Origin of the sequence: Microcoleus sp. B9-D4 (assembly GCF_036705105.1) — a bacterium.
Taxonomy (GTDB): domain Bacteria; phylum Cyanobacteriota; class Cyanobacteriia; order Cyanobacteriales; family Microcoleaceae; genus Microcoleus.
Map to the genome: position 1 here is coordinate 162,568 of NZ_JAUBTS010000003.1, position 19,093 is coordinate 181,660.

18 protein-coding genes are annotated in these 19,093 nt (G+C 43.6%); 12 read left to right on the forward strand and 6 right to left on the reverse strand.

Annotated features, from left to right (window positions below; translation table 11 throughout):
* Positions 1 to 193: 193 nt before the first annotated feature.
* The 4 genes from QUB24_RS03030 to QUB24_RS03045 form a co-directional block, all read right to left on the reverse strand.
* A complete protein-coding gene (locus QUB24_RS03030; protein ID WP_333150510.1) occupies positions 194 to 823 on the reverse strand; it encodes a TIGR02646 family protein in 630 nt (209 codons plus the stop codon).
* Positions 810 to 2,180, reverse strand: coding sequence for an AAA family ATPase (locus tag QUB24_RS03035; RefSeq protein ID WP_333150512.1), 1,371 nt, complete (start codon positions 2,178 to 2,180; stop codon positions 810 to 812). Before QUB24_RS03035 ends, QUB24_RS03030 begins: the two co-directional genes overlap by 14 nt.
* A gap of 293 nt (positions 2,181 to 2,473) precedes the next feature.
* Positions 2,474 to 2,734 carry a hypothetical protein gene (locus QUB24_RS03040; protein ID WP_333150514.1) on the reverse strand — a complete coding sequence of 87 codons (261 nt, stop codon included), beginning with the start codon at positions 2,732 to 2,734 and terminating at the stop codon, positions 2,474 to 2,476.
* Positions 2,735 to 2,874: 140 nt separating this feature from the next.
* Complete coding sequence (locus QUB24_RS03045) at positions 2,875 to 3,798, reverse strand: hypothetical protein (RefSeq protein ID WP_333150516.1); 924 nt, start codon at positions 3,796 to 3,798, stop codon at positions 2,875 to 2,877.
* A gap of 280 nt (positions 3,799 to 4,078) precedes the next feature.
* On the opposite strand from QUB24_RS03045, the gene QUB24_RS03050 reads away from it, so the two are divergent.
* The 11 genes from QUB24_RS03050 to QUB24_RS03100 all read left to right on the forward strand — a co-directional run bounded on the left by QUB24_RS03050 (position 4,079) and on the right by QUB24_RS03100 (position 11,079).
* Complete coding sequence (locus QUB24_RS03050; RefSeq protein ID WP_333150518.1) at positions 4,079 to 4,570, forward strand: hypothetical protein; 492 nt, start codon at positions 4,079 to 4,081, stop codon at positions 4,568 to 4,570.
* A 229-nt stretch (positions 4,571 to 4,799) separates the two neighbouring features.
* Complete coding sequence (locus QUB24_RS03055; RefSeq protein ID WP_333150605.1) at positions 4,800 to 5,552, forward strand: IS1 family transposase; 753 nt, start codon at positions 4,800 to 4,802, stop codon at positions 5,550 to 5,552.
* A 131-nt stretch (positions 5,553 to 5,683) separates the two neighbouring features.
* Positions 5,684 to 6,370 carry a siphovirus Gp157 family protein gene (locus tag QUB24_RS03060; protein WP_333150520.1) on the forward strand — a complete coding sequence of 229 codons (687 nt, stop codon included), beginning with the start codon at positions 5,684 to 5,686 and terminating at the stop codon, positions 6,368 to 6,370.
* 104 nt (positions 6,371 to 6,474) lie between these two features.
* Positions 6,475 to 6,747 (forward strand): hypothetical protein, encoded by a 273-nt coding sequence (locus QUB24_RS03065; RefSeq protein WP_333150522.1) that lies wholly within the window; start codon positions 6,475 to 6,477, stop codon positions 6,745 to 6,747.
* Between the two features lie 62 nt (positions 6,748 to 6,809).
* Entirely contained in the window at positions 6,810 to 7,511 is a 702-nt protein-coding gene (locus tag QUB24_RS03070) for a hypothetical protein (RefSeq protein WP_333150524.1), read from the forward strand.
* A gap of 28 nt (positions 7,512 to 7,539) precedes the next feature.
* Complete coding sequence (locus tag QUB24_RS03075; protein ID WP_015211755.1) at positions 7,540 to 7,737, forward strand: hypothetical protein; 198 nt, start codon at positions 7,540 to 7,542, stop codon at positions 7,735 to 7,737.
* A 2-nt stretch (positions 7,738 to 7,739) separates the two neighbouring features.
* Positions 7,740 to 7,988: a hypothetical protein gene (locus QUB24_RS03080; protein WP_015211754.1), complete on the forward strand. Its 249-nt coding sequence runs from the start codon at positions 7,740 to 7,742 to the stop codon at positions 7,986 to 7,988.
* A 1-nt stretch (position 7,989) separates the two neighbouring features.
* A complete protein-coding gene (locus QUB24_RS03085) occupies positions 7,990 to 8,802 on the forward strand; it encodes a hypothetical protein (RefSeq protein ID WP_333150526.1) in 813 nt (270 codons plus the stop codon).
* Entirely contained in the window at positions 8,775 to 9,482 is a 708-nt protein-coding gene (locus QUB24_RS03090) for a hypothetical protein (protein ID WP_333150528.1), read from the forward strand. The genes QUB24_RS03085 and QUB24_RS03090 overlap by 28 nt, the downstream gene beginning before the upstream one ends.
* Positions 9,475 to 10,206, forward strand: coding sequence for a hypothetical protein (locus QUB24_RS03095; protein WP_333150530.1), 732 nt, complete (start codon positions 9,475 to 9,477; stop codon positions 10,204 to 10,206). The genes QUB24_RS03090 and QUB24_RS03095 overlap by 8 nt, the downstream gene beginning before the upstream one ends.
* 21 nt (positions 10,207 to 10,227) lie before the next feature.
* Positions 10,228 to 11,079: a ThiF family adenylyltransferase gene (locus tag QUB24_RS03100; protein ID WP_333150532.1), complete on the forward strand. Its 852-nt coding sequence runs from the start codon at positions 10,228 to 10,230 to the stop codon at positions 11,077 to 11,079.
* A 97-nt stretch (positions 11,080 to 11,176) separates the two neighbouring features.
* On the opposite strand, the gene QUB24_RS03105 is transcribed toward QUB24_RS03100, so the two are convergent.
* A complete protein-coding gene (locus QUB24_RS03105) occupies positions 11,177 to 14,443 on the reverse strand; it encodes a hypothetical protein (RefSeq protein ID WP_333150534.1) in 3,267 nt (1,088 codons plus the stop codon).
* Between the two features lie 313 nt (positions 14,444 to 14,756).
* Positions 14,757 to 14,987, reverse strand: a complete 231-nt coding sequence (locus QUB24_RS03110; RefSeq protein WP_333075433.1) for a hypothetical protein — start codon at positions 14,985 to 14,987, stop codon at positions 14,757 to 14,759.
* Between the two features lie 145 nt (positions 14,988 to 15,132).
* Here QUB24_RS03110 and QUB24_RS03115 point away from each other — a divergent pair, with 145 nt between their 5' ends.
* Positions 15,133 to 19,005: a hypothetical protein gene (locus QUB24_RS03115; RefSeq protein WP_333150536.1), complete on the forward strand. Its 3,873-nt coding sequence runs from the start codon at positions 15,133 to 15,135 to the stop codon at positions 19,003 to 19,005.
* Positions 19,006 to 19,093 lie beyond the last annotated feature (88 nt).

A 19,093-nucleotide genomic window follows, 5' to 3' on the forward strand; every position in this document is an offset into this window, starting at 1 on the left:
ATAAGGTTTATTGATTACAACCTGTAGCTTATGTCGCATCCATAGCGGTCTAACGATGCCGATCACCCGCCGCAGACAACCTCAAAGTCACAACAGAGAACCTTTTGGGGATCAGACTCATGGACGATCTTGTTATGTGTCGGCTTTTGTTTGCGATTCAGCACTGAATTCATAACCATTTAAAGAGTTGCTTTCAAGATTGAAGCCAACTTTTCAAGATATTAATTACCACTGGGGTAAAAGGTTCCATCTTACCCTGTTGGGGTTGTGATAGGTCGCTGATTAACATCTCTAACAGTTCTTCATCCTCTAAGCCTTCATTGGGATTTATATCGTTTGTCCATAACAAGGCATTAGATAATTGCTTACGTTTTTCGATCAAGGAACGGTTATTTTTCTCATCGTCGCCCAGGTTTAAGACTTGAATGGTTACTCTTGCTGGCTCGCTCATCCCTTCAACCCGACCACTAATTTTGAATCGAAGTTCTGTTTCACATTCTGTCATCAGAGGAGTTAGGGGTAGGTGCTGAGATTTATGAGCCTTCCCGCATTGATTGGGGGTATTACAACTAGCGACAATATTTGAAAAGTCGAGCGTGCGTCCAGGATTCAGATTTTGAGCTTCTATATGCTCATTATGGCAAGCATCAATGTTTTGGATTTGCTGACAGCAATAAGCACAAAGATAAAATTGTTCTTCTAGGATATGTTGTCGAATAATTCGTCGAATATCTTCAGTTAACTGGTTGTAGCGTCCATGAGGGTTTGTTCGTTTCCAGGCTGCCAAACTAGGCGGTTCTGCCCCTTTACTAATGGTTCGCATGACGCAATTCTTGTTTACGGAGAAGTAGTTTAGCTTTGACCAATTCTAGATGATTGGCAGGTAATTCCTCAGTTAATTCTGCAAGTAGTTCTTGAGCCTTGCTTAGCTTTGAATCTTGTATAGCATCCAGCAGATCGTTCAATTCAGCATTAATTTTCTCATTACGGATGCTGGTATCCATGACATCTAATAAGACAGTATTAGCATCTTGCCCATACTGAGACGGCAATTGTCGCAATTCACCATTGGTTAAAGCGTAAACCAAAACATTTTTACAGTCGCTGATCACTAGAGGTGAATGAGTAGTCAGCACAAACTGACAATTTGGGAAAGTTTCGATTAGGCGATCGCACAGGCTGCGTTGCCAAGAGGGATGCAGGTGCAAATCAACTTCATCAATCAAGACGATACCGTGACCTGCTAGAGGATTTTCTAGAGCAGGGTTCAGCATAGCTAGACGGCGGGCAATATCACCAACAAGAGTCATAAGAGATTTTTCGCCTTGCGAAAGCTGAGCTACGTTTAGGGTTTCACCGTTTTTGTCAATTGCCATGTAAAGTCGAGGTTGACGATGGACTCTAAGGTTATCTATATGAGGCATAAATTGGCCAATGGCGGTACGAACTGTGGTTAATTGCCGATCTTTAGCCGCGGCATTGCGTTCGTTTAACCATCGCCATACGTCTTGATTAGTTTCAGCTAGTGAGCTTAGTTGGTTCAGAACATCTCTAGGAATTCCTGATTCATTTTCGGTATCTTCCCGTTCCCGAAACCACTCAAAAAAGCGGCGAAAGTCAACACCCTGACTTAAGGAATTATCGTAACCGTCTAATTGCAAAAAGACGTGCTTAGTCCTAATTTTTAGTGGAATATCGAGTACGACACGCTCGACAGGGTAAAACGCTACTAGGGGAAGGCTAGTTTTGTAATCATGGGTGAGGGCATCACGATAACGGTCGGCTAAGCGAGTGCAGTCGTAGAGGTTGCTGGTGTATTGGGATTTACGTCCTTGTCTGCTTTTTGCTAAAGTCCACTTGAAGTGATGCTCGCTCTCGTTTTGGTTAGAATTGTCTGATACCCCAAAAGAATCACAAATTTCTATTTCAATACTGGCAGCGTTGGCGGCATTGAGTATGTGATCTTCGGGGATAGGGTTTCCACTCCCTTTTTCTGTACGTAAACGGGCAATAAACCAACTAATGGAAATAGCTAAGGCTTTCAACACAGAGGTTTTACCAGCCCCGTTATTACCCACAAAGACGGTAATGTTGCTGGGGTTTTGCTCCGTGGGCGCTAAGGGAATTGTCAGGTTTTCAAATAGCCCAATGTTATTTAAGATGACTCGTTTGATTTCCATAGCGGTAGAGTTCAAACCTCTGAAGTTTCCGACATTGACAACAGTACCTCAAACATCACTTGAAAGCACTTATTACCCCCCATTATGGACTCAAAACAGTAATCTTAACACTGTCACCCTATTTACCCGCCCGTAAATTGTTAAGAATTAAGAAAGATTCCCGACGGTTAAAACCGCGTCTCGCTTTCCTCTCAGGGCTAAAGCCACTGAGTTTCTTGCTTCTGGTATTTTTTATGAGTGCGAGCGCCTCTCGCTGTAAGTTGGGTTGAGTCTGTCAAGTCTTTGCTTGTGAATCAGTAGGTAACGTGAAACCAAACATGATTCAATTGGGCGATCGCCTGATCGTTGAAGGATACAATGCGATCGCGGAACATTCCGGTGCAGCTAGGTTCTCCAGCAATCGATGGGATCAAAGGAGAAGCCAACTCGAAGTCATCCGCGTAGTGACTCAGGACAGCATCGATGTCATGTTGATTCCAGCCGTCGATCCAACTGCGGGCAAAGCTTAATGCGAAATCTGCATTGAGGATCGGCACGATCGCAAAATAGGTCATATAGGTTGACGTACTCAAATTAACCGAACATCAATTTCTAAACAACGACCTACAAGAACGAACGGGCGATCGCATTAAGAAGTCCTCCAGGTAATTACTAATGCTCTTTTCTGGGCGACTCCAACTCACGGACAAGATATTCAATTTGGTAAGCTTCTTCTTAAGTAAGAGTTACGAAATTTATTTTTAGCCATATAAGTAGCTTCCTTAACTGTCCATTGCTTATGCGAAAGCAAATCAACAACATTTCCCAACTGAACTAATCCTCTATAATCACCTGTGATTTGAAAAATGACTCTAGCAATAACTTTACAACAAGCATCAGGATATTTGACAACTTGCAACTCAGAAAACCGAATCACTACCCAATTTCTTTCTAAGAAAAACTGATTGCGCTGACTATCTTTACCCCTATCCACACAATGATGAGGCTTTCCCGTTCGCCCCTCATAAGGTTCATCAATCTCAATATCTATCGCTAAACCCGTCAGTTGATGAACCATAATAAAGTCAGCAGTGTAACGCAAAGATGTACCAGGTATAGGAAACTCACCCCCCATACAGAAATCATAAAACCCAGAAAAATAACGGCATAAGTAAACAAAAAACTGCTTTTCACTGACCCCTTGCTGTACTCCTCCCTTACCCTGACCTGCTGGCGGTTGAACAATCTTTTTCAATAACCTCAAAAGCCACTTATATCGCTCCTGTAGCATAGAATTATATTGCTCCATTTCCTTGTCTTTTGACTGCAAGCGACGCAATTGATAACTCTCGTATTCAGATAACTGTTGTTGATACTCAGCCAGTCGTTGTTTGTAGCGATCGCGCACTTGAAAATCAACAAACCGCAGATAGGAAAAAGTCGCCACTACACTCACTGACGAACACGTCAGCGATGACCAGAAAGCCATAACACTCATGCCAAACAGCCAGTTAACCAACATTACCACCACAACACTGGCTATCCAAAGTTGAATTACCAGAGAATAACGAGAATTATTGGAAACTGGCGGTCGCGGCGGAAAAGGCATTTTTTTTGTAGAAGAAGCACTTTCTTCCAAAATAGGTATCGGGTTATCCGCGCAGAACTGACGAATTGAATCGGGGATAAGAATAACTGGGTAAAAGCCTCTTATTTGGCTCATGGTTATGCTTTTTGTAGGCGATGTACAAGCTCAAATTATGTATATTTTCAACCTTTAGATTACTAAATATGCGCGTCCTATCACATCATGCCAAGGAATTACACACACCTCTACCTAATTTCCGATGTCATCGACTTATAAATGGGCTAACGCCCACCTTTTTGGGTGAAAATAATAATTTGGTACGCCACTACTTATGCCTACAAATCAGCCCAATAATACACAAAGAATTGCCACAGACCGTCTCAAATCCACGCGGGAAAAACTGACTAGAAAAATCAAATTGGCATTGAAGACTGCAACACCAGAAGAAACTCTGGAAGTGTGGATGCTAATGAAACAGCAGGAACTCAAGAGAACGACTCCTGGGTTATCGGAACAACAGATGGAAAGCGTAGTAAAGTCGCTAATCCTAGAACTAGGCTATGACATCATCGCTACCTCCACTACCTTACCTGCTGCATCGCCAGAACCAGAAGTCCAGACAGATGAAAGCGAAGTGGATGACGCGGATGAGGATAACGATGCTAATTTCACTAATGACGATATTGAAGACGATGAAGATGACCTTTCAGAAGAATTACCCGACATATTTGAAGAAAAAATTCCCTCTCGCAAGCAGCGAGTTCCTGCCTTGAAAAAGGTTGAAACTTTAAGGGGTTCTAACCGAAATGGCAGGCATTCTTAAACCCCTAAACTTGAGACTAGGTTTTACACAAATATGTCCCTGCCAAAATGTGAAGCTGATATCCTCATTTCCTACACTAATGCTCATTTAGTTGGAGTAGTGGATTTCAAACCTGACTCCCTAGAAGTAATACCAGAGATGCAAAATAAGGGGTAGTGCTTTTATGTAAAGGATGGAGGATAATACCTCTATGTCCAGTCTTTTGAGGAGTCTCATCATGAAACCCTATCTGATTTGTCCCACTTGTGGTTCTGACGATGTAATGAAAAATGGGATGACTCGTCGGGGCAAACAAAACCACAAATGTCGCGACTGTGGTCGGCAATTTGTCGAAAATCCTCAGTGGACAGCCAAAGACACCGACACTTTGGCAAAAATTGAGTTACTTCTGCTGGAGCGGATTTCCCTCGCTGGTATTGCCCGAGTCATGGGCGTTTCTGAGAGCTGGCTCCAAAATTATGTGAACCACTTGTACGGTGCAATAGAACTCAAAGCCACGGTCATCCCGAAAGAAGTTGGAAAACACACAGTCCAAATGGATGAACTCTGGTCTTTTGTAGATGACAAAGGGAATAAACAATGGGTCTGGTTAGCAATGGATACCAAGACTCGGGAAGTGATCGGATGTCATATTGGAGACCGCTCCTCGAAGTCGGCTCAAGCATTATGGGATTCACTACCGAGTGTCTATCGCCAATGTGCCAAGATTTATACCGATCACTGGGAAGCCTATGCCGTAGTTTTACCAAGTAAAAGGCATAAGTCTGTCGGCAAGGAAAGTGGATTAACCAGTTACATTGAACGATTGAACAATACTCTCAGGCAACGAATTTCGCGATTAGTCAGGAAGACGTTATCGTTTTCTAAAAAGTTGGAGAATCACAAGGGTGCTATTTGGAACTTCATTCATGACTACAATCACCAAATCCGATTAGGAATGCTGAAAGTTCAACCGCCTCAAATTTCTCCATCCTTTACATAAAAGCACTACCAAATAAGGAAGTAGGCGATGAAGAAATTGAACCAAATGAACTCACGCCAGGAACCCTAGCCATACTCGCTCGAATTGAAACTTTTGATGAATATTTTCATTGTTGTGGAAGGTGGTAACTAATGTATTTAGCTAAAGATTCGTTAGCCAGATATTCAATACAAGCAGTAGAACTCTGGAATCAATTGGAAACTGCTGAAACTCCCGAAGAAGAAGAGGCTATCCTCAAAGAAATTTGGGAAATTCAGACAGACCACGAAATTGCTGCTGACACGCAAGCCGAACTAGCAGACCAACTAGATGCTGAAATTTGTGCCGTAAAAGCACGCTTAAAACACTTAGTAGAACTGCATAATAAGGCAATTGAACGACTGGAACGGTGGCGCAACAGTCTAGATAAAACCCTGCTACAATTTCACTCAATGGGAGTAATTCCTACAGAGATTGTGGGGCGCTCGCGTCACATCCGACTCAAGGAAAATCCGCCGAGTTGCGAAGTGTTAATAAATCCTTGTGATTTGCCAACAGAGTACCGCACAGAAAAGCTAGTTGTTACACCCAACAAACGCAAAATCCTAGCTGACTGGAAACAAGGCATTCCCGTTGATGGCACTCGAATTGAGCGTAAACTCAGAGTTGAATACGGAATCGTGCCATCAAATCTGACCGCTGCCACTGAAGTAATTTCTAATCGTGCATTAAACTCTCAGGAAACTCATTCTACCACACAGAAGACTGGGCGTAAAGAAAAAGCGCTTCCTAAAAACACTGATACTTCTAATAAGAAGGTGAAAGCAAGAGTCGGCTAGCAGAAGGTTTTCAGACAAAAGATTGGGGAGATTTCACTAACCGCAGATAGCTATTATATGCTATCTGCTAACCTTTTTTGAATTAATCTAGTATAACTCTTTCCATGAAAAGACACAATAACCACTCGTTTGATATTTCAACATTTGACAGAATTACTTACAGAATTTATCGAGGGAAACTTGTCATCTTGATTGAGGAGGGAGACAATCACCTAGATATATCTTTTCCGATTAAAGATGGGCGATTATTCGTAATCCTTGGTTCGATGAGAGCCGCTGTCGCTGAAGCAATGACCGATTACTTGGAAATAGAAGCCTACGCCGATGAGCCGCTTCTACTAATAAGTGGAGCTTTGAATAAGAATGATTTTAATTAACACCAGTTAGGGGGGCTATCGCCCAGATACACTATGATAAGCTATTAAATAACACCGCTCAAATGAAATGGTTAACACCAAAAAATGCAGTCGCTACGGCGAGTTTATCGGTAACGAGCGAGGAGCTAATTGAGTATACTCTTCAGTCAGAGGATGAAGAAACCATAGAGGAGAGATTCCAAAAAATTGGGCTGCTATTTGACCGAACTCGCTGGCAAGCTCAAAAACCTTATCTAGCTCTACTCTCGCCAGCTAAAGTTAAAAAAACAGTTGCTACTGAATCATCAACCTTTACGAACGATTTAGACTCCATAGATGATGAAAATTGGGTAGAGGAAGAGGAAGAAAATGCTCTCTCTGAAACCGAAGAATCCAGCAATTTACAATCCGAACCTCAAGAAGAACCTTATATCTTCGATAAATGTATCGTCGAACTGCACCTAACATTTAAACCAGATGATGGTCATTCAGAGGGACGGATTGTAATCATTTCAGCAAGCAGTCACGGCGATTTTCCTGTTAGCCAAACGATAAGGGAGTCATCCTTGGGAGAATTACCGCCTCCTCTAAAAGAACTGCTGAAGGAACTTGTAGCAGATTTTCCCAATCGCCAAGTGCGGCGACAGATTGCTAATGGTCACAACCAAAAGAAAAGAACCACTAGCCCAAATAAACCCAGAGGCGAAGCAAGTAGCACCACTACGTCTACAACTTCTACAGAGTCTAAAACTACTGGAACGCAACTGACCTTATTTGGGATTTGAACAACATACCTACTTTTGGGAGAAAAAAATGACTTCAAAAAAGAAAGTGCTAATTTCCTTCGAGGGACAACAGCATCCTGTTGATGAGGAAATAGCAAATGATGATAACGAACTCCGCAAATTGCTCACAACTTATTACCCCGATTGCGCTAACGCCGACATCATTAGAAAACCTGGAGAATTGATTACAGTAGCCAAACGCAACGGCTCTAAAGGAGTAAAATAACCATGAAAATGACTCCTTTAGAATTCCTCATCAATGCACCAGAGGAAGTCAATCCAGCACTATCTATGTGCCGGAAACTACAACGGTTAGAGCTTTCTGGCGAACTCGATAGCGCGACTATGAAAGAAATGGTAAAAGCTATTGAGTTAGCTATTTCAAAAGGGACAGACGACGTGAGAGCAGTTGAGCAAACCAAGGAACGACTGTTAAATAGTCGCTCTGTAGCTGGTGCAGTTCCAATGGGGTTTTGATATGGCTGCAATTTGGAATGCTAAATCCGCTTTGCAAATATTACAGCGGTGCCAACCAATCACCGACTTTAAATCAGCAACCGATTATTTGTGGACTAAGCTGAACACTTATCAGCTACTCACTCTTTACCAGGAATTGTTTCCTTTGGAATGGGAAAAAAGCCAATCCGAACTCTACTCTGAAGATGAAAGTCACAGTCCGAAGGAGTTGGAGTTTATTTCGCTAGTTAGCGAACATCTGTTTCCCATTGACGACATAATTATAGAGGGTGCTTATGAAGAGCGCCTCTATCAAATTCCTGTCTCGCCTAAAGGAATAGATTGGCAAGACCATGAAGAAGGAATTGACGCATTGCGAAGCGGATGGCAGAGATTACTCCCGCTTTCGCAGTCAGGTCGATGGTGGTTGGAATCGGTAGCAGGTGAGGAAGGGGAATCGTGGTACGAATGCACGTTTGGATACAGCTTGAAAGACATTGCACATCCCGAAAAAACTAACTTCAAACTTCTTAAAAGATTAGCCCGTCGTGTTGCACCTCCTATCAGCGATTTGCCGACAGCATTAGCACTCCTTGACTTGGAAACAGGAAATATTTGGCTAGACCAAAGTGTTTGCTGTGAAAGTTACTGGAATCGCAATTTTGAATCAAGACCCTGGACAATTGAAGACATTAAATTCCTAGCTAGTGAATGGAAAAAAGCCCCTCAGCTATTAGATAAAGCCTGTGAATTGATTGACTGGATTGAATCTGACCCTAACACCAATTTTTCGCACATCTTAGCATTATGGAATCTGACATTGCATCTGAAATAATTCGAGAGGTACTAGATGTTGCCCCGCGAAAGTTGTCCGCTATTCAAGCCGAACTTCTCTTTATTGAGGGCGGTACTTACATTTTTCACTATCAATCGGGGGATATTTCCAAGTACAAATGTCTGTCTCCAGCAACTCTGCGAGCAGCTTTTGCAAATACACCCATTGATTCGGGTTGGATAAACCCTGAATCGGGGATAGTACGTTGGGGAACTGGCAGCGCCGGGGAATGGACAATTAAATTTGTACCACCTCAGAAACACGAAATAAATCTGTTGGAATCAAAGCACTTGATTCCTTTACCAGCAATGGTGTTTTTGGGGTTGAAATCTGATTACTGGGTTTGGGCAATTAAAGGCTCGAAATTTGACCCAGAAGCAGAAGCTTTTCACGTTCCGCTGCCCAATGTTTATTTGCATTCCTATCAATCTTGCGGACGAATCTGCTGGGGAGATAATAAACCGCCTGTTGCTTCGCCCAATAATATTACAAAAGCTTGGGAATTGTTTATCTCTAGTCCTTTCAACGGACATTTGAGCGATGGCAAATCTAGGGCACAACCCAGTGATGTACGCGGACAACTCGAAAAAGCGGTTAAACGTTCATCTTACCCTGTTAAAGATTTAATTGCTACCAAGCAAACAATTGTCAAATTAGTTGCAGCAATAACTGATGATTGAACCACCAAACCCTAATCCCTACCAGCTCGAACTGGTTGATTATAAGATTGTCAAACTCGGAGAAAATCTGCCGCCTCACTCTAGCAGTATGTTCGAGTACCTGATTGGCAGCAATGGTATTTTTGCTAGAGCAGTTAGACCGGGTTTAGAAGTGATAATTCCGGTTCAACTTTTTACCGCGTCACTCAGAGGATTAGAACCGATTGAGCCTTTAGTCCGATTAACTCCCGGACGAATCCCTCAGCAGATACTCATCCAGATGTGGAAGGAAAGTTGTATCGCCGCGCTTGCAGAACCGCCGTTAGAAATCACTTTTCATATTCATCAGGAACAAGGACAATGGCGGATGGTAATTCCAGAGCAAACGCAAAGTTCTGCTAAATGCAAAGCGATTGAATACGGTTTAGATTCTTCGTACATTAACGCCACTGTAGAGGTACATTCGCACAATCGGATGGCGGCTTTATTCTCTGGTGCTGATGATGCAGATGAAGGGGGTTTCCGCATTTTTGCAGTTTTGGGGAAAGTAACTGAATCGAGTGCTGAAATTATTTGCCGCGTGGGAGTTTATCGGCAATTCTGGCACATTCCTGCTGACTGGATATTTGAATTGCCTAGTTTCATTGTAGATGTCACAGTTGGCGGACAAAAAAACGATTTGATTTCTAAAGTCTACTCTAGTTCTATTGCGCCATCTTTGTTAGATGACCCCATCGAATTGTAAACAAGATTTGGAGATTTACCCATGTTTAATTATGATTATTTGGAAGCTTCGCCTTTGATTGTCAGACAAGCTGATTCGATTGATTTTTGGCTAATTGGGGCGGGAGGAACGGGTTCTTGGCTGTCTTACCATATTGCACGGTTGGCACGGAGTTTGGGTAAGTCGGGGAAAAAGGTGCAATTTGCGATCGCAGATCCCGATATAGTTGAAGAGGCCAACATCAGCAGGCAGGCTTTCTGCGATAAGGAAATCGGACTGCCCAAGGCGCTGGCTCTAGCGTTGAGATACTCTATAGCTTGGGGAGTTGACACGACGGCTTTCGTGCAGGAATTTGACCCCAAGCTAATCCGCTACGCCTACGACAAGCTGACCATCCTGGTGGGGTGCCTGGACAGGGCAGCCGGGAGAGCGGCAATTAATCAGGCTCTGGAGTTAAACCAATTTTACAGCCGTTCTGAAATTCCCCGCGTGTGGTATCTGGATTGCGGAAATCATGCAGCAGCCGGACAAATCTTGCTGGGCAGTTCTTTGGAAACTGACCCGCAGTTCTATAATTTTGGGGGGCTGGGATGTGCTAGGTTGCCATCTCCGATGTTGCAAGCTCCTGACCTTTTGAAACCGAAACCTGAAGAGTTGACAAATAACTTATCTTGTGCTGAGATGGCAGTGCTGAATTTGCAGAGCGAGAGCGTGAATGTCCGGGTGGCGGCTGAGGCGGCGGATTACCTGTATCGGATGGCTGCGGGCAATCTCAAGCGGTTTGCGACCTATTTTGATTTGGAGAGTGGGACGGCGCGATCGGTTTACATTACCCAGCAGTCTGTGTGCGCGGTGGTAAAAGCGATCGCAAGTGAACCAATAACACCATGCTAACCTGATATTAAGCTTTAAAAAAATGTAGCTTTAGCAATTGAATCTACTATGAGCCCTATCACGATTCAAAACTTTATCGTCTGTCGATCAAATAATTTCAGTTGTCCATGTTTGTCAGCAAATCTCTAAAGTCTGCTATTCCCCGAGCTAATAAACGGTTGATCAAATCCTCTGCTAACCTATGACTGGCCTCATCTCCGCTTTGAAGAGCGGTCAATAGAATAGTGCCGCTGTCCTCCTGATAATAGGAAAAAGACCAGTCCTCGCTTCGGAGTTCATCAGCCATCAAACTCAAGCACTCAACTACAGAGAGCGGCATTAAGGGAGCAAGTGCAACCAAATGAGGTAGCAGCTGGTCATCGTAGTCTATATCTTTAACCAATCTGATAACGTCTTTTAGTTGAGCGATAGCCCAATTGCTATCAAACTTTCCTGAAGCGAACCACCAGCTAAAATATCTCAAATCTAATGCTTGTAAGTTACTTGCTGTTGCATTTTTGACTTGGCTAACACGCCATTCCCAAAGTCTTTTCAATCGTTGGAGCAAATCAACTTCTACCTCAGAATTTCCATAACGTAGCTGCTCTCCAATCTGCCTCATGAACTGTTCATGATGTTGGCCTGAAGCTTTTGCAAAGAATTTTTCTAGCAACATATCAGAATCACCAAGCTCTAAATCCCCATTCCAGTAGAGATATGGTAGGTGTGCAGCTAAAGCTTCATCCATTCTTGAGGGATTTTGCGATTCGGGAGTAGCAGCACCAATTTGCTCAATGGCATGGTTGTACTCTTTTCTGAGAATTACAAAGATTATAGAGTTAGGATCATACCAGAAAGTAATGTAACCTTCCCAAGCCGCATCCCACAAATCTTGGAAAACCTCGTCTCTAGGAAAAATCCTATTCAAGTTGCGAGTAGTCCAGTTTGAATCGAGATTTATTAGCTGCGGAAACCATGCGCCGTAAACAGAGCGGATTGTGACGGAAGGATCGTGTGCTGGATTCAGATGGCGCTCAAAAACTTCCCGTACTTCAGGAATTTTGTCAAAGCTTAATTCTGCCTGCTCCTCTAGGTTTTTATCTGCCTTTGTATGCCGATTTATCCATAGAGCATATTGGAAAACTGCGTGCATTGCTTTGCCCCTAACAGTATTAACAGCAGCCTCAGCATTTGTGGCATTTGAGTAACGATAGTGTGCCTCAAAACCAGGTGTAACGGAATGATCGTCAGTCAGCTGCTCTAGTATTGTCCAAACCAGATTGCAGAATTCAATAGGAATTTCATTTACCCCTATTGGTTGCAGACCACTTTTGATAAGCGTCACTACTTCGTCGCAGATGTAATTCCAGCCCTGATGCCAATCTGTAACCTGGTCTCGACTTCCAAGTATTTCTGACTTTTGTGTTAGTATCCAAGCGCAAAATTCAAGCGGTTGTAACCAAGAGAATGCCTGCCGTTGTCCGTGAGTTGACAACGAATGAGTCAGACCATTTAAGAATCCGCCCCTATATTGCAAGTCCACTTCTTTGAACTGTTCGATTTCGCTTACAAAAAATTCTGGATTTTGAGCAATAGTTTTAGAAAGCTCCATCGACAGACCCGCACGGGATGGTGTGAATAATCTTCCAGAAGGTTCCCATTCCCTCAAAAAATCGAATAGCTCTGAAATAGTCATGAAAGATAGTTCTTCAGCAGACTTTGGGCTGGTAGGCCCTTGCCATACCCCAGTACCTCTAACAGCCTCTAAAGGCGCAGGAGAACCAAGTTCTGTAACCAACTGCTCATATTGCAATCGCCACTCGCTTGAAAGACTACCACTTAAAATTCCTAGCCTGTCTCGCTGCCATTGTTTTACGTAACCAGTTCTGTCCTCTTCACAAACCTCTAATTGATTGGTTGGCCCTTCTGCAATCCAACTTAGAATTGTCTCCTGTACTTCAGAACCAATGTCAGCAAAACGCTCTCTGAGCAAAAGTGCATATTCATGGCAGTAAAGTATCGACTCATTCAAGCGCGGTTTGTCAGCTAAAGCTTGTGCTATCATGTCGGGAAACTGGTTAGGAAAGCGGCGAAGTAGGTTAAGTCTGATACGATGAAAAATTCGCCAATGATAGCCATCAATAACTTGCAGCAGTGGCGACAATTGCTCGGGAGGATTTCTAGCAGTTTGTTCTATAGTCTCCCATACCGCAGTTGCTAAAAAGTTCCTTACGTCATAGGGAACATTTGGCTGATTACTTTCAAAACTGGGATACCAATTATATGAGTAATCTTCAAAAGTTCCAGCCTGGCGAGGTATCTGCGAGAAGACAATAGTATCATTTAGTAAATTGCAGAGAAGTTGGAATGTTTCATTGGCGGCTACTGTTACTAACTTTGGTATGTATTCTGTAAGAATTTTTTTATAAGGGTAGTCATCGCAGCGCTTGCGTATTCCTAGAAGCAGACCATTGCTTTGAGGATTTGGCTGTACATTTAGAAGTTCGCGAACCAATCGGATTGCCGCATCAAGCTGGTGATTGTTTCCAAGATAAACAATCAATTTACCAAATTTTTCTGGTAATCGAAAGTACAGATAATCCTGCTCTTTGAGCCATTCTATTTCTTGCTCTACCCAACGAGCTGCCAGAGCAGGTGGCATTGCAAGGGCTGCTTCAGCCAAATCTTCGTGTACGAAAGCATTTTTTGTTCCTGTTTCTAAAATCTCTAGTGCAATATCTAGAACTTTTGCTGGTTCTTGAGAAGCCATCCGTGCTAAGTAGCGGGACTGAGGCCATTGCCTAAAAAGAATCCTTCCTGTATCTGTATCAACTTCTGGCTCAGGTGGACTTTTGAAAAAATCTTTGTCCCGAAGTTTGTCGATCCATCCTGGGAAAGACAACCGTTCAAAAAAGTAGCTGATAGCTACAAAGCTATTAGGAACATTAAGGCGAAGGTTTTTTAAATCATCTTTTGTAGGTTCAGGCTTGGATAAAAGCTCATTTAGAAGAATATAGACTCTCGAATAGCGAGTTTCAAATTTGTCAAGGATAATATACAATACTTTCTGAATTTCCCTCCAAAATTGTTTGAATCTTTCATCAAGTGGACGTGGCGGGCCAAGATCGTTACGATGTGCGCGACCATGCAAACCATATTCATTTTGTCTACCTGCTAACTTCAGCCAAGTTTGAGCTACTGTCTCTGTTTCAGGAATGCCCAGTGCTTGCAAAATAGCACTAATTTCATCTTTATGAGAAGGAGCCTGATTAGATTGTGAAAATTTATCCCCGCAGCTTGGACACTTAGACAAATTGGGGTTGCTTACCACAGGTTTTGCTAATGGCTCTAACACATCGCGTAACGCACTCTCAATTTCTCGCAATGAGTGAGCTACATAATGTGTTGTGGACTCTAACGGCGACTCCATTTCCATGAGGCGACAGGCATCGCGGTAGAAGGCAGCAGAACCAGGCCCTACAAGGGAGTTTAGCCAGTGGTATATTTGCTCTTGCTGTTGATTGTTAAGGGGATAGGGGCTCATTCTTTACTGTATGGTACTTGTATTATATTTTGTATTATAAAGGGTTTTCCATTAAGGATAGGTCAAAACTAAAAGATATTAAACGTTTAAAGGGCGGCTACCGCCGCCCCATCGAACCAAACACCCCATGCCTCTGCTATGTGTCCCCCTACGCCTAAACCCTATCTATATATGTAGGGTCAGCCTGAACTCGCTCATCAAAGTCCATATTCTCCCATTCTGTAATAACTCTCCCCGGTCTGTCCATCAAATCCGCAGGAGCACTGCTGGGACGCACGAATGGGTATTTATCCTCATCTTCAGGAGCGATCGCCAATTCCACCAGCTCAGTATCTTCATCTTCAAACAGAGCCGGATTAACAATTGTATCAACCTTTAGTTCCATTTCAATCACCTCAAAAACACTTCCAACGGTCAACACTTGACCAAGTTTCAACCTGTTAAGGCTTAGATAGACTTTTCTTACCTGCCTTACCAACTGTTTCAACAATTCTTATTCTAACACCTCGTTTCTAGGGAGAAATCAACTCATGGTCGCCACAGTTGTTACCGAACAAGGACTCAAGATTCCCGTTTTCGATGCCGCTTACACTGATACCAAAGGTCGAAATGCAGGCAAATTTTTCAACAATCCAGAAATCCTGCGCCACTCTATTCTGCAAGCAATGTTTCAACCAGAGGAACTGAAGTCATTAATGATTGTCAAACTTGACAAATCCAATCCAGATTCTCGCCAATTACGCGCCAGCATCCACGACCCAGAAGATGGCATCAAGCGACGCATGATATTTCAATCTGGAAATAGCTATTACTTTGGTGACGAAACCCTAGCCAAAAAGATAGGAGACTTATTCGTAACCGAAAAAGACACTGCTTGTCGCTACGGTTCCCTTCTCGTCAGCACTTGTATGTCCGGCGTATCAGAATGCGACAACCTGCGAGTAAAAATTGTTGATTTCACCGACCCGCAATATGCTAAATATCGAACCGGAGACTGTCACGGTGCAATCAGTTCCGAATTACTCAAAAGCATCGGCGGCGAGAAAGATCGAGCCAGCCAATTCCGTTTCGCTTGGCTACGCAGTTGGAATTCAGAAAATACAGAATCCTCACCCCAAGTCAGCTTTTTGGCTAAAGGAACCCTCCGTCCCGATGACAATTTACTCGACTCATTAGCCAACTCTGAAGGCAACAAACCTCAACTTATTTTAGACCGTTCCAGCATCAAAGGCATCAATAAAAAACAACTCAAAGAACTCATTCCTTGTGGGGATTACGAATTACCCAAAGCCATCCTTGGAAACCGCAAAAACAGTCAAATCGGCATCACCCAAACAAGCTGGCAGTCTACTGGAGTTTGGTTCGACGAAGAAGCCCAAAGGCAAGATTTAGTACCAACAACTAAAGCCGAAGCCCAAAGACTGGCAGCACTGCAACGCGACCCCATGAAATTGCGCCAAGCGATGATTGAAGATTATGACAAGCGCGAAGCATTTTTAGCGCGTTTGAACGAAAGAAAACTTAAAGAACAGCAGGAAAAACTATCAACTACAAGTGACGACGAAATTAACGGTGACAGCGAGGAAAATACCGAGGATAAAAAGCGGGAAAGACAGGACATCCAGATGCTCAAAGCCGATAAATTCGGACTGATGATAGGCAGTCCCGAATTCACCAATATGGCAGAAAGGTGGCTGGCATCCAAATGGCGAAATCTGGCAACCAGGGGAGCTTTATCAATGACTTCGGCAATGGCTCTACCCTGCGAAGATTTACCCAAAGGCACGGTTTGCGCTAACCATTTAGAAGAAGGAGAATGCGTTCAAGGTCGATTCCCAATTCTTAACAAAGATGGTCTGAGGATATATCAAAATGTACACGCAAAAAACCTGGAAAATATTCCAGAGGAAACCCGCGCTGTCATGGCGAAAATCAAAGGGGTAATTTGGTTCAATCCCAAAGACTTAGAAAAGTTCCATCAAGGAGACTTTGACGGTGACGAACCATTTGGCATTGAATCTAGAAAACTTCCTCACATTGCCCAACAAATCTTACCAGCACAAGACGGGTTATTTGACTTCGGGGAAGTGGTACAAGCTGAGAAAGTTCCCTATACGAAAGTTCGGTATCGAGAAGACGATTCTGAAGTCAGACAAGGTAAAGTTAAAGCAGGCGATCGCAAGTTTACCACCCTAGAAAAAATCGGAGTTGCCAGTTCTCAAAATGAAGTCGGAATCGTCGCTTTAGCCATTGGCAAAGTAGCAGCCGCTATCCCCAACTCCGGCGAAGATGAAAAGCTATTTCTCAAGCAGCAAAAGCGATTCATCGCCGCTCTCAGCATCATGGAACAGTACGAAGTTGACTACCAGAAAAACTCGCTGCGGGGTAAAGATGCCAAAGAAGTGAAAGAGAAAACAGGTCTAAATCCCGACACTTTACTAGAAAAAGTAGATGAATGGTGCGAGAAACATAAAAGCTGCACTTACTTTTTCCAGTACAAAGGAGACGATCGACTGTACAAACAATTTCCCATGCCCGCCGATTTTCCCAATGCTGTTTACGTCCTAGCCAAAGAAGCCGTTAACCCTTATTGGGAACAAACGCGACTCATCCACCGTAACCGAGATGAATTTCAGCACATTCTACCCCCGATTCCGGCTCATTTAATCGTGTCAAAAGACAATCGTAAGGAACTAGATGCAGCGGGCATTGAGTACGAAAAAGAAGGGAAGGAATTGCACGTTTTCTATGAGTACAAAAATGCCTTAGTAGAGAGAGGAATCGAGTACCGACACAGCAAAGAAAATGACCTGCCTTGGGAAGAAAACGAATTGCAATGGGCGAAAGACCTGGTGCAGCGCTTTCAAGAGGACAAAAGTATTATCTACGATCGCACTGGCAGCGATATCAAAACTCGAAAAGAGGAAATGGGCAAACTTTATGACAGTTATCGAGCGGAGATTGACGAAATTTGGGATACTCCAGACAGAAAAACTAGGGCGGCTCATGCCTTATTCCAAGCTACCCACACTTCCGATAATCTGAGCAAACACCGGACAATTTGCCAGAAGGTGGCAGAGGATTTGGAAATTACCTTTTCCCTCCAAGAAGACTACGAATTGCTGCACGAAGCCTTACCGCGAGATGTCTACGTGCTGCAAGTTCCTTTCCAAAAAGTTAAAACTAAAGATGGCAGAACCATTGACCTTCCTAACCAATGGAAAGACGCACTCGATAGCAAAGGAATTGCATACGAAGCCACTGCTCATCCCGAATTGCCGCTAGTTGAATTCGCCTTCAAAAACTTACCCCAAAGCATGGTGGCGAAACTGGATACCAAATACGGAGACAATTCTAACGATCGCATCGACACCGACTCTTTGAAGGTAACAAACTACTCCGGTAATGAAACCAGACTCCTCATCGTACCTCCCGTCGATTGTCGGTGGATCGAGTCTCAAGATAAAGCAGGTAGAGGCGCACTGGTCTACAAACTGTTCATGGATGAAATCTCCAATGCTTTGTCAAATTATCGGGTAAATCAAATAGAAGTAGTCAATGTCAAACATCCCGATAACGATTACTCAGAGGAAGATTTCTCCAAGTCAAAATGGAAGGATCGGAAAGTAACTCTGCAAGTGGGAATGATCGATTTACCTCCCACTCACGAGAAGTATTACCGATTTCAAGGCACTCCCATTATCCAGCTTGACGATAAAAACTTGGGTACATTTTCCCCCGAAAGTCCTAAGTTTCCCCCTGGAACTACTTTTGAGGCGACGCTTTCCCCGGACAAAGGCGGTAGGTCGGTTATGCTGAAAGTTAACCGGGAATCGATTCGGTTGCCTGAAATTCAATTGCCACCGATCGATTCACCTGAAGTATCTCAACGTTCTGAGTTGGCGAAAACTGGGCGTAGCGCGATCGCACAAAATGATAGCACGCCCCAACCCCCAAAACTCCCACAAGAACCGGCTTCAAAACCAGAAACAGCACTGAACGGAAAGCGTGACACCACCAACGCTAAAGCTGACAACTGGCGGCTTTCTCTGCAAGACACCCTCTTTAGCGTCGTTTCGGAAACCTACAAGCAACGGCGGTGCCCACAGACGGCGGCTACGCGATCGCACCTTCCTTCCGATAGCACTCAGCACTTTAAGTTTGGCGACAACCAATGGACAGCTTACGTACAGCCTAACGGGGATTGCTTTGTCAGAAACGAGTCCAAGCGCACCGTGTTTAAAGCTAACGTTAACACCGGGGAGGTTCAAATTCCTCTGACAGAGCAAGCAGCGGCGCGTTTCCAAGAGATGATTGTAGAACGGGAAAAAGCTTTGTCTCAGTCCCGAACTACTCTCACGCCCGCGACTGAATCGAAACCGAGGGAGTTGGAAATGGTTTAGTCGAGTGCAGGGGGTTGGGGAACTGGGCGCGATCGCACAAAGTCCAATGGAAAATTTTTCATTGCCTTTTGTCACTCCCTTGCTACAC